Source organism: Ramlibacter sp. (assembly GCF_035548915.1).
Taxonomy (GTDB): domain Bacteria; phylum Pseudomonadota; class Gammaproteobacteria; order Burkholderiales; family Burkholderiaceae_C; genus Ramlibacter.
Map to the genome: position 1 here is coordinate 81,450 of NZ_DASZSE010000007.1, position 16,306 is coordinate 97,755.

Sequence of the window (16,306 nt, forward strand, 5' to 3'; positions counted from 1 at the left end):
CGCGGTCAGCCGGCCTTGCCCTGGTTGGCCACGGCCGCGGCGGCCTTCGCGATCGCTTCGGCGTCGCCGAGGTAGTAATGCTTCAAGGGCTTCAGGTCCGCATCGAGCTCGTACACGAGCGGGATGCCGTTCGGGATGTTCAGGCCCACGATGTCCGTATCGGAGACGCCGTCGAGGTACTTCACGAGCGCCCGGATCGAGTTGCCGTGCGCTGAAACCAGCACGCGCTTGCCCGACCGGATCGCCGGCGCCATCGCGTCGTTCCAGAAAGGCAGCACCCGCGCCACCGTGTCCTTCAGGCATTCGGTGAGCGGGACCTCCTCCAGCCCCGAGTAGCGCCGGTCGCCGCGTTCGCCGCGCGGATCGTTCGCATCGAGCGGCGGCGGCGGCGTGTCGTAGCTGCGGCGCCAGACCAGCACCTGCTCGTTGCCGTACTGCCGCGCCATGTCGGCCTTGTTGAGCCCCTGCAACGCACCGTAGTGGCGCTCGTTCAGCCGCCACGAATGCACAACCGGCAGCCACGTGCGGTCCATCTCGTCCAGCACGTGCCAGAGCGTGCGCGTAGCGCGCTTGAGCACGCTGCAGTGGCAGAGGTCGAAATCGTAGCCCTCGGCCTTCAGGAGGCGTCCGGCCTGCACGGCCTGTTCGATGCCAAGCGGCGTGAGGTCCACGTCGGTCCAGCCGGTGAAGCGGTTTTCCAGGTTCCAGGTCGATTCGCCGTGGCGGATGAGGACAAGCTTGTGCATGGGGGCAAGGGCGGCAGAAAGAGGACGAAAAGCGAGGGAGATGCCCGGCATTTTAGAATCGCAGGCTTTGCAAGGCGCGAACGAGGACCGGAGACCGAATGAAGTTCGTCATCGACAACTGGCTGCTGATCGTGGTGGCGCTCACCTCGGGGGGCATGCTGCTGTGGCCCGTCGTCATGAGCGGAGCGCGGGGCAGCTCGGTGGGCTCGACGCTCGCCGTGCAGCTCATGAACCGCGAAAAGGCGATCGTGATCGACGTCTCCGAGGCGGAGGAATTCGCCTCGGGCCACGTGGCAGGCGCCCGCAACGTGCCGGTGGGCCAGCTGGAGCAGCGCCTGCCCGAGGTGGCGAAGAACAAGTCGCTGCCGCTCATCTTCGTCTGTCCTACAGGCGCTCGCGCCAACCGTGCCGTGGGTGTCGCGCAGAAACTGGGCTATGAACGGGTACAGGCCCTGGCCGGCGGGCTCAATGCCTGGAAAGAGGCCAATCTTCCGGTCGAGAAGGGCTGAGGGCCGTTCCCGGTCGACGAAAGAGAAAGTTCCATGCCAACCGTCAAGATGTACACGACCGCGGTGTGCCCGTACTGCATCCGCGCCAAGCAGATCCTCAAAGCCAAGGGCGTCGACGCCATCGAGGAAATCCGCGTGGACATGCAGCCCGACCAGCGCCTGGAGATGATGCAGATCACGGGCCGCCGCACCGTCCCGCAGATCTTCATCGGCGACACGCACGTGGGCGGCTGCGACGACCTCATGGCGCTCGAGCGTGCGGGCAGGCTCGACCCGCTGCTCGCGGGCGCGAGCCGCGCGGCCTGACATAATCTTCCGTTTCCCCTTCTGCCTTCTTCCCCAAGGCATTCGTCATGGCCGACAACAACGAACCCGTGTTCCAGATTCAGCGCGTCTACCTCAAGGAAGCGTCGCTCGAGCAGCCCAATTCGCCCGCCATCCTGCTGGAGCAGGAGCAGCCCACGGTCGACATCCAGCTCGGCGTCGAAGCCCAGCAGGTGAGCGAAGGCATGTTCGAGATCGCGGTCACGTCCACCATCACGACGAAGATCAAGGACAAGACCGTCTTCCTCGTGGAGGCGAAGCAGGCCGGCATCTTCGAAATCCGCAACCTCCCCGCCGACCAGATGCAGCCGGTGCTGGGCATCGCGTGCCCGCAGATCGTCTACCCCTACCTGCGCGCGAATGTCGCGGACATCGTGACGCGCGCCGGCTTCCCGCCGGTGCACATGGCCGAGATCAACTTCCAGGCCATGTTCGAGCAGCAGCAGGCGCAGGTGAAGCAGGCGGCCAACGAGCCGTCCCGCATCGTCACCACCTGAGCCGCCCGAGGGGCGCGGCGCCATGAAGATCCTCGTGCTCGGTGCCGGCGCATGGGGCACGGCGCTCGCAGCGAGCGCGGCGCCGCGGCATGAAGTGGGGCTCTGGGCACGCGATGCGGCGCAGGCCCGCGAGATCGACGCGGCCCGCGAGAACCGGCGGTACCTGCCGGGATGTCCTCTCCCCGCCAACGTCGCGGTGCATGCCGAGGGCGTGGAGGCGCTGGGTTTGCTCGCGCGATCCTTCGATCTCATCGTCATCGCCACGCCCATGGCGGGGCTGCGGGACATGCTGCAAGCCGTGAGCGGCAGCGAGCGCCCCGTCGCGTGGCTTTGCAAGGGGTTCGAGCCGGCGCGCGATGCATCCGGCGGCCTGCTCGGACACGAAATCCTCGCGCAGGTGGCGCCTGCGCTCGTCGCCGGGGCGTTGAGCGGCCCGAGCTTCGCGCAGGAAGTGGCGCGCGGGCAGCCGACGGCACTCGTGGCGGCCAGCGAACACGCATCCCTTCGCGATCTGCTGGTCGCCGCTTTTCACGGACCCGCCATGCGGATCTACGCCAACGACGACCTGGCCGGTGTCGAGGTAGGGGGCGCCGTGAAGAATGTGCTGGCCATCGCCACGGGGCTTTGCGACGGGCTCGCGCTCGGCATGAACGCGCGCGCGGCGCTCGTCACGCGCGGCCTCGCGGAAATGACCCGCCTGGGTGTGGCGCTCGGCGCGCGCGCCGAAACCTTCATGGGGCTGTCGGGGCTGGGCGACCTCGTGCTCACCGCCACGGGAGACCTGAGCCGCAATCGTCGTGTGGGCTTGCAGCTCGCGGGCGGGGCCACGCTTGCCGAGGCGGTGGACTCGCTCGGCCACGTGGCCGAGGGCGTGACGTCGGCGCGCACGGTGGTGCAGCGCGCGGCGGCGCTCGACGTGCGGATGCCGATCGCTCGTGCCGTGGTCGACCTGCTGGATGGCCGGGTGGCGCCACGCGCGGCGGTTGCCGAGTTGATGGGGCGCGATCCGGCCGACGAAACCGTGTCGAATCCGCATTCGACGCCAGATCGGGATCGAGGATCGTAGCTCGGGCAGCCGCGGGGACGACCCGCCTAGGCATTGCGCACACTTGCAGCCTCTTGGCCGAGGTTGCGTCGAGCCTATGCGTCGTCGTCGATCTTGCGCAAGGCTTCGCCGATCTCCCGCGCGCTGCCTGGCCGCGTCACGCGCGCGATCTCCTTGCCCTGCTTCAGGAACACGAGCGTCGGCCAGAGCTTCACGCGAAACGACCGGCCGAGCGGCCGTCCCGGTCCGTCTTCCACCTTCATGTGCCGCACGTCCGGATGCGCTTGGAGCGCCTGCCGGATGAAAGGCTGGGCACCGCGGCACCAGCCGCACCAGGCCGTGCCGAACTCGAGCATCAGCGGCGCTTCGATGGCATCGACTTCCTCGCGGGTAGGCTCGACGGTCGCGTAGTCCTGATCCATGGCGCCATTGTGATGCGCGTCGCAAGACCTTGCCGTAGGCCTGCCGCACGCCAGCGTGTACGGGATAATGGATCATGCTCATCCTTTGCGACCTCGCTCGGTCGCTGCTCCTGCTCGCGGCGGCGCTGACGGTGCTCGGCCCGGCCCACGCCCAGGGCGAAGCGAAGCTCGTGCGCATCGTCGTGCCCGCGCCGCCGGGCGGCGCGCTCGACGCCATGGGGCGCCTGCTCGCGCACAAGCTGAGCGCGATCACGGGCGAGCCCCACGTCGTCGACAACCGGCCCGGCGCGAACACGCAGATCGGCACGGAGCACGTGATGCGTTCGCCGCCCGACGGGCGCACGCTGCTGCTCGCGGGCACGGGCATCACGTACATGACGCTGATGCAGAAGGTGAGCTTCTCGCCGCTTGCGGATTTGGCGCCCGTCATCCAGATCGATACCGAGCAGTACGTGCTGGTCGCGTCGCCCGCGAGCGGTGTCGCGAGCGCGGATGACGTGGCGCGCGTCGCCTCGGCCCGGCCCGACGGGCTCAACTGCGTCGCCTATCCCGGCAATTCGACGATCGCCTGCGAGCAGTTGAAAGCGAAGCTCGGCGGCCGCGTCACGGTGATTCCGTATGCGGGCATCGCCCCCGCGATGAATTCGCTTCTGGGCGGCCACGCCGACCTGATGTTCGTGAATGTGGAGCCCGTGCAGAAGCTCGTGGAGTCGGGCAAGCTGCGTGCCCTCGCGCAGACGCGGGGTGCGCCCTACGGCGTGCCTGCATTGGACCAGGTCTGGCCCGGGTTCGTGCTCGAAGGTTTCTACGGTGTGCTCGTGCCCGCGGCCACACCCGCGGCGCGCGTGCGCGAGCTGAATCGCGACATCGATCGCGTCCTGGGAGACCCCGAGGTGATCGCCCTCCTGCACGAAAGCGGTCAGGACATCGTGGGCGGCCCGCCGTCGGTGTACGCCGACACGCTCAGGCGCAGCAGCGAACGCTATGGCGAGTTGATCCGCAAGCTCGGCCTCGGGCCGCGCTGACGGCAGGGTTGCAACGCCCCGCCGGCGCGGCGCGCACCCGATCCGGCTATCCTTGCCGCATGACATTCGACTTCTCGCCCGCCGCGATTTCCGAGCTCGCCCGACAGGATGCGAGGCGCGCCCTGGAGGAAGACGTGGGTCCGGGCGATCTCACGGCGGCACTGGTCGATCCGGCACGCCGCGCGCGGGCACGCGTCCTTGCCCGCGAGGAGGCCGTGATCTGCGGCGCGCCCTGGGCCGAAGCGGTCGTGAAGCAGCTGGACCCGTCGGCCGAGGTGCACTGGCTCGTGCGCGAAGGCATGCGCTGCCTGGCCGACCAGGTCGTGCTCGAGATCGAAGGCTCGGCGCGCGTGCTGCTGACGGCGGAGCGCACGGTGCTCAACTTCCTGCAGCTTCTGAGCGCCGTCGCGACGAAGACGGCGCAATACGTGCAAGCGGTGCAGGGCACGCGCGCGCAGATCGTCGACACGCGCAAGACGTTGCCGGGCCTCAGACTCGCGCAGAAGTACGCGGTGAAGACCGGAGGCGGCACCAATCATCGCATCGGTCTCTTCGATGCGGTGCTGGTGAAGGAAAACCACATCGCCGCGGCGGGCGGCGTCGCGCCCGTGCTGCGTACGGCGCAGAAGTTCGCGGTCGGGGCGCAGTTCATCGAGATCGAAGTCGAGACGCTCGCGCAGTTGCAGGAGGCGCTCGCCGCCGGCGCCACGATGATCCTGCTGGACAACATGGACCTCGCGACGCTGCGCGAGGCGGTGCGCATCAACAACGCGCGCGCGATCCTCGAAATCTCGGGGGGCGTGACCCTGCAAAGCGTGCGAACGCTTGCCGAAACGGGCGTCGACCGCATCTCCATCGGTACGTTGACCAAGGACGTGAAGGCGATCGACTTCTCGATGCGCCTGAAGGAAGTCGGTTCCGAGCCATGAAGCCATGAGCGCAGTCATCCCCGTTTTCGACGTCGAATACGAACACCCGCTGCCGGGCAACGCTTGCGACACCCGGCATGCGTGGGCGCGCGTGCCCCTCGAGCCTTCGCAGGAAGAGCGCGCCGCGCTGAAGGCGAAGATTCGCCGCCTGCTGAAGGAACGCAATGCGGCAATGGTGTCGCATTACTACGTGCATCCGGACCTGCAGGACCTCGCCGAGGAGACCGGCGGCATCGTGAGCGACTCGCTCGAGATGGCGCGCTTCGGGCGCGACCACCCGGCGACGACGCTCGTCGTCTCCGGCGTGCGGTTCATGGGCGAGACCTCGAAGATCCTCTCCCCCGAAAAGCGCGTGCTGATGCCGGACCTGGATGCGACCTGCTCGCTGGACCTCGGCTGCCCGATCGACGAGTTCGCCGCGTTCTGCGACCGGCATCCGGACCGCACGGTCGTCGTCTATGCGAACACGAGTGCGGCCGTGAAGGCGCGGGCCGACTGGCTGGTGACGTCGAGCTGCGCGCTGGACATCGTGCGCGCGCTGAAGGAAAACGGGCACAAGATCCTGTGGGCGCCGGACAAGCACCTGGGTTCTTACATCCAGCGCGAGACGGGTGCGGACATGGTGTTCTGGAACGGCTCGTGCATCGTGCACGACGAGTTCAAGGCGTTCGAGCTCGCGGACCTGAAGCGCCAGTATCCGGATGCGAAAGTGCTGGTGCATCCGGAGTCGCCGCCCGACGTGGTGGCGCTGGCGGATGCGGTGGGCTCGACCTCCGGCATCCTGAAGGCGGCGCGCGAGATGGAGGCGAAGGAGTTCATCGTCGCCACCGACAACGGGATGATGCACAAGCTGCGGACGCTCAATCCGGGCAAGGTGTTCATCGAGGCGCCGACGGCCGGCAACAGCGCGACGTGCAAGAGCTGCGCGCATTGCCCGTGGATGGCGATGAATGGCTTAGCCGCCGCGGCGCGTGTGCTGGAGACGGGGGCGAACGAAGTGTTCGTGGATGCGAAGGTGATCGATCGCGCGCGCGTGCCGATCGAGCGGATGCTGGCGTTCACGGCGGCGCTGAAGAGCGGCAAGCCGGCGGGCTCGCTGGTGCCGAACATCGGGGCGGCGTAGGGGCTGATGCTCCCTCTCCCTTTGGGAGAAGGCTGGGGTGAGGGCGCGCGCGGACCCGTGTTCCCCGGGCGCGATGCGAGACAAGACCGGCGCGACCGTGTGTATGCTCCGGAGCCTGACGCCCCGACGACGACATGGCCCTCGAGAAATCCCGCCGCTCACACTCCCGAGCCGCGCACCACGCAGTCCGGCGGCGGCTGGGGGATGGAATTTGCTTTCAGCGACAGCTATGTGAAGCGCCTGCGAGGCGAGTTGGGGGACGAGGGCACCCCCCAAGTCACCCCCCAAGTCACCCCCCAAGTCACCGGGGAAGTCACCGGGCAAGTGACCGGGGAAGTCACCCCGGAAAGTCCAGCTCGTCCTCGCGTTGGAAGGCGAGATGACTCGCGAGCAATTGCAGCGAGCCATCGGTCTGAAAGACACCAAACACTTCCGCTCGGTCTATCTGCTGCCGGCTCTCGCCGACGGCTGGGTGACAATGACGCTTCCCGACAAACCACGAAGCAGCCGACAACGCTACCGCCTGACACGCGCCGGCGAATCACTGAAAGCCAAGCTGCTCAGGAGGCGCAGGACCTCATGACCCTCGTCGACAGCCCGAACGCGTGATCGCGTTGTTCCGCGATGAACTGTGCTGGCCCTACCTCGTCAACAGGCTGGCCCCACCGATCTTTTCAGCCGGCCACCTCCCCAGCGCAAATTCCGAACCTACGATGTCGAAATCCCCCCGCCCCGGCCGACATACTCCGCCGGCGCACGTCGCGCCGCGCCGACCCAAGGAGCTTTCCACATGGAATACATGCTGCTGATCCACTCGGACCCCACCGCGTTCGAGAAGATGACCGAAACCCAGAGCGCGCAGGCCATGGCCGCGTACACGGCCTATGCGCAGGCGCTCTCGCAAGCGGGCGTCGTGCGCTCCAGCAACCGCCTGCGCCCGGCCGATGCCGCCACCACCGTGCGCGTGCGCGACGGCAAGACCGAAGTGCTGAACGGCCCGTTCGCCGATACCCGCGAACAGCTCGGCGGCTACTTCCTCATCGACGTGCCCAACCTCGACGAGGCGCTCTCGTGGGCCGCGCGTTGCCCGGGCGCGAGCCACGGCGCCGTGGAAGTGCGTCCGGTCTGGGGAATGTGAAATCGACCGGCTCGCCGCGGTGAATCCCGCCGAAGCGGCCGAACGCGCGGCGCGTCACAGCTACGGCAAACTGGTCGCCTTCCTCGCCGCGCGCACGCGCGACGTCGCGGGCGCCGAGGACGCGCTGTCCGAAGCGTTCGCCACCGCGCTCGCCGACTGGCCCGCCCGCGGCGTCCCCGACAACCCCGAGGCATGGCTGCTCACCGTGGCCCGCCGCCGCATGGTCGATGCGGTGCGCGAACGCATCCACGGCGAAGAAGCGGCCGCCCACCTGCTCTGGCTCTGCGAACTGCAGGACGAAGTCCAGGAAGAGGGCGCCTTGCCCGACCGCCGGCTCGAACTGCTCTTTGCCTGCGCGCATCCGGGCATCGACGCGGGCGTGCGTGCGCCCCTCATGCTGCAGACGGTGCTCGGCTTCGATGCGGCGGCGATCGCCTCCGCCTTCCTCGTCGCGCCTGCGGCGATGAGCCAGCGGCTCGTGCGAGCGAAGACCAAGATCCGCATGGCGGGCATCGCCTTCGAAGTGCCGCCGCGTTCGCGCCTCGCGGAGCGGCTCGACTCCGTGCTGGAAGCGATCTACGCGTGCTACGCCGAAGGCTGGTCCGACGCGCTCGGCGCGGACCCGCGCCGCCGCAATCTCGCCGACGAGGCGATCTGGCTCGGGATGCTCGTCTCGCGGCTGCTGCCGGACGAGCCCGAGGCGCTCGGCCTGGTCGCGCTCATGCTGCATTCACATGCACGACGCCGCGCGCGACGCAACGCGCAGGGCGGCTACGTTCCGCTCGCCGAGCAGGACGAGGCGCTCTGGGACGGCGAGCTGATCGACGAGGCCGAACGCCTGCTTCAGCACGCGAGCCGCTTCGGACGCGCCGGGCGCTATCAGCTCGAAGCCGCCATCCAGTCCGCGCACAACGTGCGCCGATACGCGGGCGCGGTCGACTGGCGCGCGATCGTCTCGCTGTACGACGCATTGCAGGCGATCACCGGCTCGCCGGTCGCCGCGCTCAACCGCGCCGTGGCGCTCGCGCAGGCCGAAGACGCCGGCGTGGCGCTCGCGGCGCTCGCCGAACTCGAATCCGATGCGCGGCTTGCGCAATACCAGCCGTACTGGGCCGCGCGCGCGGAGCTGCTTGCGCGCTGCGGACGGCGCGACGAGGCCCGCGAGGCTTATGCCATGGCGATCGGGCTGGAGCGCGACGAAGACGTGCGGGTGTTCCTGCAGGGGCGGATGGCGAAGGTGTAGCCTCTTGCGCGGCAGAAGGTTTTCATGACTGCTCCCTCCGGGAGAGGCTTGGGTTGGGCCTCCTCCCGGGAGCAGGCACCGCGCCGCCTCAGCGCGGCGCGAGCGTCGTGGGCATCGCGAGCGGCGCCATCGAAGGATAGTCGCGCGAGAAATGCAGGCCGCGGCTTTCGTGGCGCGACTGCGCCGACTTCACGATCAGGTCGGCCACGGTGACGAGGTTGCGCAGCTCGAGCAGGTCGCGCGTCACGTGGAACGCGCTGTAGAACTCCTGGATCTCCTGCTGCAAGAGCGTGATGCGGTGCGCCGCGCGTTCGAGCCGCTTGTTCGTGCGCACGATGCCCACGTAGTCCCACATGAAGCGGCGCAGCTCGTCCCAGTTGTGCGAGATCACGACCGCTTCGTCGGCGTCGGTCACGCGGCTGTCGTCCCACGGCGGCACCTCGGGCGGCGCGGGCAGGGAGGTCGCGACGATGTCCTGCGTCGAAGAGCGCGCGAACACCATGCATTCCACGAGCGAGTTGCTCGCGAGGCGATTGGCGCCGTGCAGCCCGGTGTACGCCGTCTCGCCGATCGCGTGCAGCCCGAGCAGGTCGGTGCGGCCCTGCAGGTCGGTGTGGACGCCGCCGCAGGTGTAATGCGCGGCGGGCACCACGGGAATCGGCTGCCTCGTGATGTCGATGCCCAGTTCCAGGCACCGCGCATGGATGTTCGGAAAATGCTCCTTCACGAATTCCGGCGGCTGATGCGAGATGTCGAGGTACACGCAGTCGAGGCCGTGCTTCTTCATCTCGAAGTCGATGGCGCGCGCCACGACGTCGCGCGGCGCGAGTTCGGCGCGCTTGTCGTGATTCGGCATGAAGCGCGTGCCGTCGGGCAGCAGCAGCCGCCCGCCTTCGCCCCGCACGGCCTCCGTGATGAGGAAGTTCTTGACGTGCGGGTGATAAAGGCAGGTCGGGTGGAACTGGATGAACTCCATGTTCGTCACGCGGCAGCCCGCGCGCCACGCGGCCGCGATGCCGTCGCCGGTGGCCGTGTCGGGATTCGTCGTGTAGAGGTACACCTTGCCCGCGCCGCCCGTGGCGAGGATCGTGTGCGGCGCGCGGAAAGTCACGACTTCATCCGTCGTTTCGTCGAGCGCGTAAAGGCCCAGGCACCGGTCCTGCCCCGGGTAGCCCAGCTTGCCCGCGCGGATCAGGTCCACGAGCACGTGGTGCTCGAACAGGGTGACGTTCGGCGTGCGCCGCACGTGCTCGATGAGCGTCTGCTGCACGGCCGCACCGGTGGCGTCGGTCACGTGGACGATGCGCCGCGCGCTGTGGCCGCCTTCGCGCGTGAGGTGCAGGTGGCCGTTTTCGAGCGAGAACGGCACGCCGAGCGTGCGCAGCCACTCGACGCTTTCGGGCGCGTGTTCGACGACGAAGCGCGTCGCCGTGGGGTCGGACAGCCCCGCGCCCGCGACGAGCGTGTCGTCCACGTGCGAGGCGAACGTGTCGTGCTCGCCGAGCACCGCGGCGATGCCGCCCTGCGCCCAGCCGGAGGAGCCGTCGCTCATCGAGCGCTTGGTGAGCACCGCCACGCGATGCGTGGGGGCGAGGTGCATCGCGGCCGAGAGACCGGCGAGGCCGCTGCCGACGATGACGACGTCGAAGTCGCGAGGAATGGTCTTGCTGCTGTCGTTGTCCATCGTCGGCATCAGGCGGGCTGGTAGGCGAGCCGCACGTAGATCGGCGCGTAGGCCTCGGCCTGCGTCACCTCGATCAGCGACTCCTTCGCGAGCTCCAGCATGGCGATGAACGTCACGATCAGCACGCCCATCCCGCGCGTGGTGTCGAAGAGGTGCTCGAACTCGACGAACTTGCGGCCCTGCAGCTTCTTCAGCACCATCGACATGTGCTCGCGCACGGAAAGCTCCTCGCGCGAGATCCTGTGATGCTGCACGAGCTTCGCGCGCTTCAGGATGTCGCGCCAGGCTTCCTGCAGGTCGACCACGTTCACGTCGGGAAAGCGCGGCTCGAGCGACTGCTCGATGTAGACCTGCGCGCGCAGCACGTCGCGGCCGAGCTGCGCAATGGCGTTCAGGTGCGCGGCGGCGAGCTTCATCTGCTCGTATTCGAGCAGGCGCCGCACGAGTTCGGCGCGCGGGTCCTCGGCTTCGCTGCCTTCGGCCGTCTTCCTCGGCGGCAGCAGCATGCGCGACTTGATCTCGATCAGCATGGCCGCCATGAGGAGGTATTCGGCGGCGAGTTCCAGGTTGCGCGAGCGGATTTCGTCGACGTATACGAGGTACTGGCGGGTCACGGCCGCCATCGGAATGTCGAGGATGTTGAAGTTCTGCTTGCGGATGAGGTAGAGCAGCAGGTCGAGCGGCCCCTCGAAGGCTTCGAGGAAGACCTCCAGCGCATCCGGCGGGATGTAGAGGTCCTGCGGCATGGCGAAGAGGGGCTCGCCGTAAAGGCGCGCGAGCGCGACCTGGTCCACCACTTCGGGGATGCCCGGAATTTCAGCCGCCGGGGGTTCCGGCAGCGCCGTGTCGACGGCGTCGCTCACTGCTTCGCCGGCTCCGTCCCGTACACGTAGGGCTTCTGCGGCACCTTGGCGTCGCGCCATTCCGCGAGCGCCTGCCGGTCGAGATTCTTGTCCCACCAGATGGCGCGGCCCGCGCGCTGGCGCGATTCGAGGTCCGGCTGCTGGGACTTCATGCGGTCGATGAGCTGGGTGACGTCGGACTTGTAGTCGGGACGCCGGAAGAGGCGCTGGAGCAGGGAGCGCAGGGACATGGGAAGCCTTTCTGCTCCGATTCTACGGCTGGCCGGCAGGGGGCCTACTTCTTCATGCCCGCGAGCCAGGGGCGGATGCGCACCACGAGCAGCCCGCTCGCGACGGCCGGGTCCGACTGCGCGAACGCGAAGAGCTCGCCCGCATCGAGGCCGGGCTCGGTGACCATCATGCCGCCGCCCGCGCCGTCGAGGAAGGGCCCGCCCATCGCGAGCTTGCCTTCGGCGTGGAATCGGCGGTAATGCTCGACGTGCTCCCGCACGCCCGTCTGCTCGGGAAACGGTTTGCCCGCGACCCAGGCCGGGCCGGGGTCGTGGAAGACGATGTGGCGGGTGTCCGACATGGGATGGGCGGGTTCGTGATCGTGCGCCGATTGTAGGGGCGGGGGCGACCGGAGCGCACTGCGCCGCGCGCTCCCGGGCGGATGTCCTTCGGTGACGCGACCTTACACGAGCGCCGCTTCGATCTCCGCGAACGACTGCGCCTGCGCCGGCAGCGCAAGCGGCATGCCCAGCTGGCGCGCGATCTGCGACAGCGAGAAGAGCCCGCGGACTTCGCGCTGCCCGTCGCCGCTTTCCTGCACCACGAGCGCGTGATGGCGGCGCGCATGCTGCAGGCTTGCGACCACCTGGCCGACGCGCGAGGTCTTCACCGACTGCATGTCGAATGCCTCCAGCCGGTGGGCGGGCGTCATCACGTCGGCCACCAGGATGTCGCAGTGGCGGATGCGCAGTTCCTGCGCGACCGCAACGGGCTTCTCGCCGAGGATGTCGTTCGTGGTGATGATGCCCGCGAGGCTCTGTTCGTCGTCCACCGCGAGGAGCATGCGGACTCCGCGCTTGATCATGAAGGCGTGCGCCTGGTCCATGGTGTCCTGGGGCGAGACCACCGCGGCGGCCACCTTCGTCAAGTCGGTCATCACGAGGGCTGCGGGCGAGTCGAGCGTGACGCCGACCTGGCCCTGCTCGGGGCGGCAGACGCGGATCGCGCCGATGCTGCCGAGGACGGGGAGTGTGCCGTAGGCCATGGGGACCTCCTTTCTCCTTGGAGGACATGATCCGCCGATCGGCTTCGGGATGCAAATCCTCGTTGCACGCAGGGTCCGCGCGCAGCGGCATTCGCCGCGACCATTCGACTTTCCGCCCGGAGCGCCCCTATAGTGGCGCATGGTCGTCATCACCTGGAACATCCAGTGGGGCCGCGGCGCGGACGGCCGCGTCGACCTCGAGCGCATCGTCGACACCGCACGTGAGATGGCCGACTTCGACGTGCTGTGCCTGCAGGAGGTCGCGGACAACTACCCCGGCCTCGAAGGCGCGGGCACTTCGTGCCAGTACGCCGAGCTCGCGAAACTCCTGCCCCTGCACTGCGCGATCGAAGGCGTGGCGGTGGACCGCTACACGCCCGGCATCGGCCACCAGCGCTTCGGCAACATGATGTTCACCCGCGAAGCACCGATCCAGGTGCTGCGCCACCAGCTCCCGTGGCCCGCGGACGCGACCGAGCCGAGCATGCCGCGCCAGCTGACCGAAGCGGTGCTGCCTTCGCCGGGCGGCCCGGTGCGCGTCATGACGACGCACCTGGAGTACTACGCCGCGGGGCAGCGCGCCGCGCAGATCGAGTTCCTGCGCGAGCTGCAGGCCGAGGCGAGCAGGCATCGCGACCTGCCCCGGTACGAGGACCAGATGGGCAAGCCGTTCGAAACGCGCCAGCGCGGCAGCCGCGCCATCGTGTGCGGCGATTTCAACTGCGGCTCGGCCGACCCGATGATCGCGCGGCTGCAGCAGCCGCTGGGCGACGCGCCCGCATGGCGCGACGCGTGGGCGATTGCGCATCCAGGCGAGCCGCACCCGATGACGCTGGGCCTGTACGATCGGCAGCAGTGGCCCGACGGGCCGCAGAGCTTCGACTTCTTCTTCGTGTCGGCGGACCTCGCGGACCGGGTGAAGCGGGTCGAAGTGAATCCGGCCACGCAGTATTCGGATCATCAACCCGTGCTGCTGGAGATCGACACCTGACGGAGTAGCCTCATGAGTCTTCCGCGTTTCCTCGCCGCAGCCGCGCTCGCCTGCTTCGCGCATCTCGCCTTCGCCCAGGGCGACGCCGACGTCGACAAGATGTTCAAGGGCCGCATGGGCGGCAGCTTCGGCAAGGACATCGTCGACGTCATGCCCAATGCGAAGCGCGTCGCGGTGCCGGCGTTCCGCGTCGCGTTCGTGACCGAAAACCACGTGTCCGCCCAGGTTCGCGGGGTGTACCTGCCCGGTGGCATCGACCACAGCGGCGCGCGTTCGTCGTTCCACCTCACGCTGCAGGGCGTGACCGAGCCCACGCTTCGCGCCATCACCGACCAGGCGTACGCGGCGTTCCTGAAGGAGCTGGCGGCTTCGGGGCGCGAAGTCGTGCCGCTGTCGGAATTGAAGGAACTCTTCGCGGGCTTTCAGGTGTCGCCGCAGGGCATGCTGAAGGAAAACGGCGGACAGAAGGTGGCGTTCTTCTCGCCGAGCGGCATGCCGCTCGTCTTCATGCTGCACGATGGCCCGTGGGGCAGCGGCGGCTTCGACCTCACGAACTACCGCAAGCTGGAGGAAATTTCGGTGAAGACGGGCGCGGCCGTGATCGCGCCCGTGATCCTCGTGAATTTCGCGAAGATGCGTTCGAGCGGCAATCGCTCGGCGCTCACCGCGGGCGCGGCCGAAACGGGAGCCGAGCTCACGATGTCGGTGCCGTACATGCAAGTCTTCTACACGCGCGGAACGGAGTTTCGCAACGGCATGCAGATGGGCGGCGACCAGGGGAGCTTCCGTCTCGAGGCTCCCATCCTCGGCGGCAGCGACTTCGGCACGATGCGGGAGACCGCTCACCAGGACAATGCCGCCACGAAATCGGCCTTCGACCTGCTCGGCAAGAGCATGGGCATGCTCAATGCGGGTGGCGCCGCGCAGAGCAGCACGACGGCCGTGGCGGTCGTGAACGATCAGGCGTATGCGGCGGCCGCGAACGACGTGCTGCAGCGCATGGCGGCTTCGATGGGCGAGTGGTTCAGGAAGCACCCGCCCGCGCAGTGATCACTCGAGCGACGGCAGCGGATCGTCCCCGCGCTTCGCGAGCAGCCCGGCACTCGAATACACGGCGAGCTTGCCTCGCGTGTCCGTGATGTCGAGATTGCGCATCGTCAATTGCCCGATGCGATCCTTCGGCGTGAAGGGCGCGTTTTCCACCTTCTCCATGCTGAGGCGCTCGGGCGCGTAGGTGAGGTTGGGCGACTCGGTGTTGAGGATCGAATAGTCGTTGCCGCGCCGCAGTTCGACCGTCACTTCGCCCGTGATCGCCCGCGCGACCCAGCGCTGCGCCGTCTCGCGCAGCATGATCGCCTGCGGATCGAACCAGCGGCCCTGATAGAGCAGCCGCCCGAGCCTGCGGCCGTTGTCGCGGTACTGCTCGATCGTGTCCTCGTTGTGGATGCCCGTCACGAGTCGCTCGTACGCGATGAAAAGAAGGGCCATCCCCGGGGCTTCGTAGATGCCGCGGCTCTTCGCTTCGATGATGCGGTTTTCGATCTGGTCGCTCATGCCCAGGCCGTGGCGGCCGCCGATGCGGTTGGCTTCGAGGAACAGTTCCACCGCATCGTCGAAGGTCCTGCCGTTCAACGCGACGGGCCGCCCTTCCTCGAAACGCACGCGCACTTCCTCGGCCTTCACGGCGACGTCGTCCTTCCAGAATGCCACGCCCATGATCGGGTTCACGATGCGGATGCCGGAACTCAGATGCTCCAGGTCCTTCGCCTCGTGCGTCGCGCCGAGCATGTTGGAGTCGGTCGAATACGCTTTCTCGGCGGACATCTTGTAAGCGAAGCCCGAAGCGCTCATGAAGGCCGACATCTCCGCGCGGCCGCCGAGCTCGTCGATGAACTGCTGGTCGAGCCAGGGCTTGTAGATCTTCAGCGACGGATTGGTGAGGAGACCGTAGCGGTAGAAGCGTTCGATGTCGTTGCCCTTGAAGGTGCTGCCGTCGCCCCAGATGTGGACGTCGTCTTCCTTCATCGCGGCCACGAGCATCGTGCCCGTCACCGCGCGGCCGAGCGGCGTGGTGTTGAAGTACGTCGCACCGGCCGTGGTGATGTGGAAGGCGCCGCACTGCAATGCGGCGAGCCCCTCGTGCGCGAGCTGCTTCCTGCAGTCGACGAGGCGCGCCTTCTCCGCGCCGTATTCGAGCGCCTTGCGCGGGATCGCGTCGTAATCGGGCTCGTCGGGCTGGCCGAGGTTGGCGGTGTAGGCGTAGGGGACGGCGCCTTTCTTGCGCATCCAGTGCAGCGCGGCCGACGTATCGAGGCCGCCGGAGAAGGCGATGCCGACTTTCTCGTGCAGCGGCAGATGTTCGAGGATGGTGGTCATGAATAGGCGAAGAGGGCGTGGCGAAGATTTTACCGGGCCGCTTTGTCGTGAGCCGGAGCCGAGAGACGTTCGTCTATTGCCGGGCGACGAAGGCCGCTTCGATACTGCAAGGTTTTCCATCCGCGACAGGCGCATG

At 68.1% G+C, this 16,306-nt stretch carries 19 protein-coding genes and 1 pseudogene; 12 read left to right on the forward strand and 8 right to left on the reverse strand.

Annotated elements, in window-relative coordinates:
* Window positions 1–5 precede the first annotated feature (5 nt).
* Window positions 6–746, reverse strand: coding sequence for a 2,3-diphosphoglycerate-dependent phosphoglycerate mutase (gpmA, locus tag VHA82_RS01640; RefSeq protein ID WP_325539583.1), 741 nt, complete (start codon window positions 744–746; stop codon window positions 6–8).
* A 98-nt stretch (window positions 747–844) separates the two neighbouring features.
* Here gpmA and VHA82_RS01645 point away from each other — a divergent pair, with 98 nt between their 5' ends.
* The 4 genes from VHA82_RS01645 to VHA82_RS01660 are packed head-to-tail and all read left to right on the forward strand — an operon-like array spanning window position 845 to window position 3,142.
* Complete coding sequence (locus VHA82_RS01645; protein ID WP_325539585.1) at window positions 845–1,255, forward strand: rhodanese-like domain-containing protein; 411 nt, start codon at window positions 845–847, stop codon at window positions 1,253–1,255.
* 33 nt (window positions 1,256–1,288) lie between these two features.
* Window positions 1,289–1,561, forward strand: coding sequence for a glutaredoxin 3 (gene grxC, locus VHA82_RS01650; RefSeq protein WP_325539587.1), 273 nt, complete (start codon window positions 1,289–1,291; stop codon window positions 1,559–1,561).
* 47 nt (window positions 1,562–1,608) lie between these two features.
* Window positions 1,609–2,076: a protein-export chaperone SecB gene (gene secB / locus VHA82_RS01655; RefSeq protein WP_325539589.1), complete on the forward strand. Its 468-nt coding sequence runs from the start codon at window positions 1,609–1,611 to the stop codon at window positions 2,074–2,076.
* A 22-nt stretch (window positions 2,077–2,098) separates the two neighbouring features.
* A complete protein-coding gene (locus VHA82_RS01660) occupies window positions 2,099–3,142 on the forward strand; it encodes an NAD(P)H-dependent glycerol-3-phosphate dehydrogenase (RefSeq protein ID WP_325539591.1) in 1,044 nt (347 codons plus the stop codon).
* 74 nt (window positions 3,143–3,216) lie between these two features.
* On the opposite strand, the gene VHA82_RS01665 is transcribed toward VHA82_RS01660, so the two are convergent.
* Window positions 3,217–3,543, reverse strand: a complete 327-nt coding sequence (locus VHA82_RS01665; protein WP_325539593.1) for a thioredoxin family protein — start codon at window positions 3,541–3,543, stop codon at window positions 3,217–3,219.
* Between the two features lie 74 nt (window positions 3,544–3,617).
* Between VHA82_RS01665 and VHA82_RS01670 the strand changes: the two genes are divergently transcribed.
* The 6 genes and pseudogenes from VHA82_RS01670 (at window position 3,618) to VHA82_RS01695 (ending at window position 9,001) form a co-directional block, all read left to right on the forward strand.
* Window positions 3,618–4,568 (forward strand): tripartite tricarboxylate transporter substrate binding protein, encoded by a 951-nt coding sequence (locus VHA82_RS01670; RefSeq protein ID WP_325539595.1) that lies wholly within the window; start codon window positions 3,618–3,620, stop codon window positions 4,566–4,568.
* 59 nt (window positions 4,569–4,627) lie between these two features.
* The gene (gene nadC / locus VHA82_RS01675) at window positions 4,628–5,497 is read left to right on the forward strand and encodes a carboxylating nicotinate-nucleotide diphosphorylase (protein WP_325539597.1); all 870 of its coding nucleotides are present in this window, start codon (window positions 4,628–4,630) and stop codon (window positions 5,495–5,497) included.
* A 4-nt stretch (window positions 5,498–5,501) separates the two neighbouring features.
* Window positions 5,502–6,620 (forward strand): quinolinate synthase NadA, encoded by a 1,119-nt coding sequence (gene nadA / locus VHA82_RS01680; protein ID WP_325539599.1) that lies wholly within the window; start codon window positions 5,502–5,504, stop codon window positions 6,618–6,620.
* Between the two features lie 364 nt (window positions 6,621–6,984).
* Window positions 6,985–7,203 (forward strand): annotated as a pseudogene (locus VHA82_RS01685) (Fic family protein); the annotation flags it as partial.
* Between the two features lie 207 nt (window positions 7,204–7,410).
* Window positions 7,411–7,758 carry a YciI family protein gene (locus VHA82_RS01690; protein WP_325539603.1) on the forward strand — a complete coding sequence of 116 codons (348 nt, stop codon included), beginning with the start codon at window positions 7,411–7,413 and terminating at the stop codon, window positions 7,756–7,758.
* 19 nt (window positions 7,759–7,777) lie between these two features.
* Complete coding sequence (locus VHA82_RS01695) at window positions 7,778–9,001, forward strand: RNA polymerase sigma factor (RefSeq protein ID WP_325539605.1); 1,224 nt, start codon at window positions 7,778–7,780, stop codon at window positions 8,999–9,001.
* Window positions 9,002–9,089: 88 nt separating this feature from the next.
* Here VHA82_RS01695 and nadB read toward each other — a convergent pair whose 3' ends face one another.
* The 5 genes from nadB to VHA82_RS01720 form a co-directional block, all read right to left on the reverse strand.
* The gene (gene nadB / locus VHA82_RS01700; RefSeq protein WP_325539607.1) at window positions 9,090–10,694 is read right to left on the reverse strand and encodes an L-aspartate oxidase; all 1,605 of its coding nucleotides are present in this window, start codon (window positions 10,692–10,694) and stop codon (window positions 9,090–9,092) included.
* Window positions 10,694–11,608, reverse strand: a complete 915-nt coding sequence (locus VHA82_RS01705; RefSeq protein ID WP_414708610.1) for a segregation and condensation protein A — start codon at window positions 11,606–11,608, stop codon at window positions 10,694–10,696. The genes nadB and VHA82_RS01705 overlap by 1 nt, the downstream gene beginning before the upstream one ends.
* Window positions 11,545–11,778 (reverse strand): DUF3460 family protein, encoded by a 234-nt coding sequence (locus VHA82_RS01710; RefSeq protein WP_325539609.1) that lies wholly within the window; start codon window positions 11,776–11,778, stop codon window positions 11,545–11,547. The genes VHA82_RS01705 and VHA82_RS01710 overlap by 64 nt, the downstream gene beginning before the upstream one ends.
* 44 nt (window positions 11,779–11,822) lie before the next feature.
* Window positions 11,823–12,119 (reverse strand): hypothetical protein, encoded by a 297-nt coding sequence (locus tag VHA82_RS01715; RefSeq protein WP_325539611.1) that lies wholly within the window; start codon window positions 12,117–12,119, stop codon window positions 11,823–11,825.
* Window positions 12,120–12,221: 102 nt separating this feature from the next.
* Window positions 12,222–12,803, reverse strand: a complete 582-nt coding sequence (locus tag VHA82_RS01720) for a CBS domain-containing protein (protein ID WP_325539613.1) — start codon at window positions 12,801–12,803, stop codon at window positions 12,222–12,224.
* Between the two features lie 139 nt (window positions 12,804–12,942).
* Here VHA82_RS01720 and VHA82_RS01725 point away from each other — a divergent pair, with 139 nt between their 5' ends.
* On the forward strand, window positions 12,943–13,794 hold the full coding sequence (locus VHA82_RS01725) for an endonuclease/exonuclease/phosphatase family protein (protein ID WP_325539615.1): 852 nt from the start codon (window positions 12,943–12,945) through the stop codon (window positions 13,792–13,794).
* A 12-nt stretch (window positions 13,795–13,806) separates the two neighbouring features.
* Complete coding sequence (locus VHA82_RS01730; protein WP_325539617.1) at window positions 13,807–14,844, forward strand: hypothetical protein; 1,038 nt, start codon at window positions 13,807–13,809, stop codon at window positions 14,842–14,844.
* On the opposite strand, the gene argG is transcribed toward VHA82_RS01730, so the two are convergent.
* On the reverse strand, window positions 14,845–16,170 hold the full coding sequence (argG, locus tag VHA82_RS01735) for an argininosuccinate synthase (protein ID WP_325539619.1): 1,326 nt from the start codon (window positions 16,168–16,170) through the stop codon (window positions 14,845–14,847).
* Window positions 16,171–16,306 lie beyond the last annotated feature (136 nt).

Excerpts from the sequence above, each read along its gene's own strand:
- argG (WP_325539619.1), bottom strand. The coding sequence starts at position 16,170 with ATGACCACCATCCTCGAACATCTGCCGCTGCACGAGAAAGTCGGCATC.
- VHA82_RS01720 (WP_325539613.1), bottom strand. The coding sequence starts at position 12,803 with ATGGCCTACGGCACACTCCCCGTCCTCGGCAGCATCGGCGCGATCCGC.
- VHA82_RS01670 (WP_325539595.1), top strand. The coding sequence starts at position 3,618 with ATGCTCATCCTTTGCGACCTCGCTCGGTCGCTGCTCCTGCTCGCGGCG.
- nadA (WP_325539599.1), top strand. The coding sequence starts at position 5,502 with ATGAGCGCAGTCATCCCCGTTTTCGACGTCGAATACGAACACCCGCTG.
- VHA82_RS01660 (WP_325539591.1), top strand. The coding sequence starts at position 2,099 with ATGAAGATCCTCGTGCTCGGTGCCGGCGCATGGGGCACGGCGCTCGCA.
- VHA82_RS01710 (WP_325539609.1), bottom strand. The coding sequence starts at position 11,778 with ATGTCCCTGCGCTCCCTGCTCCAGCGCCTCTTCCGGCGTCCCGACTAC.
- nadB (WP_325539607.1), bottom strand. The coding sequence starts at position 10,694 with ATGCCGACGATGGACAACGACAGCAGCAAGACCATTCCTCGCGACTTC.
- VHA82_RS01665 (WP_325539593.1), bottom strand. The coding sequence starts at position 3,543 with ATGGATCAGGACTACGCGACCGTCGAGCCTACCCGCGAGGAAGTCGAT.
- VHA82_RS01645 (WP_325539585.1), top strand. The coding sequence starts at position 845 with ATGAAGTTCGTCATCGACAACTGGCTGCTGATCGTGGTGGCGCTCACC.
- grxC (WP_325539587.1), top strand. The coding sequence starts at position 1,289 with ATGCCAACCGTCAAGATGTACACGACCGCGGTGTGCCCGTACTGCATC.
- VHA82_RS01715 (WP_325539611.1), bottom strand. The coding sequence starts at position 12,119 with ATGTCGGACACCCGCCACATCGTCTTCCACGACCCCGGCCCGGCCTGG.
- VHA82_RS01705 (WP_414708610.1), bottom strand. The coding sequence starts at position 11,608 with ATGGCGCGACGCCAAGGTGCCGCAGAAGCCCTACGTGTACGGGACGGA.
- secB (WP_325539589.1), top strand. The coding sequence starts at position 1,609 with ATGGCCGACAACAACGAACCCGTGTTCCAGATTCAGCGCGTCTACCTC.
- VHA82_RS01690 (WP_325539603.1), top strand. The coding sequence starts at position 7,411 with ATGGAATACATGCTGCTGATCCACTCGGACCCCACCGCGTTCGAGAAG.
- VHA82_RS01725 (WP_325539615.1), top strand. The coding sequence starts at position 12,943 with ATGGTCGTCATCACCTGGAACATCCAGTGGGGCCGCGGCGCGGACGGC.
- gpmA (WP_325539583.1), bottom strand. The coding sequence starts at position 746 with ATGCACAAGCTTGTCCTCATCCGCCACGGCGAATCGACCTGGAACCTG.
- VHA82_RS01730 (WP_325539617.1), top strand. The coding sequence starts at position 13,807 with ATGAGTCTTCCGCGTTTCCTCGCCGCAGCCGCGCTCGCCTGCTTCGCG.
- nadC (WP_325539597.1), top strand. The coding sequence starts at position 4,628 with ATGACATTCGACTTCTCGCCCGCCGCGATTTCCGAGCTCGCCCGACAG.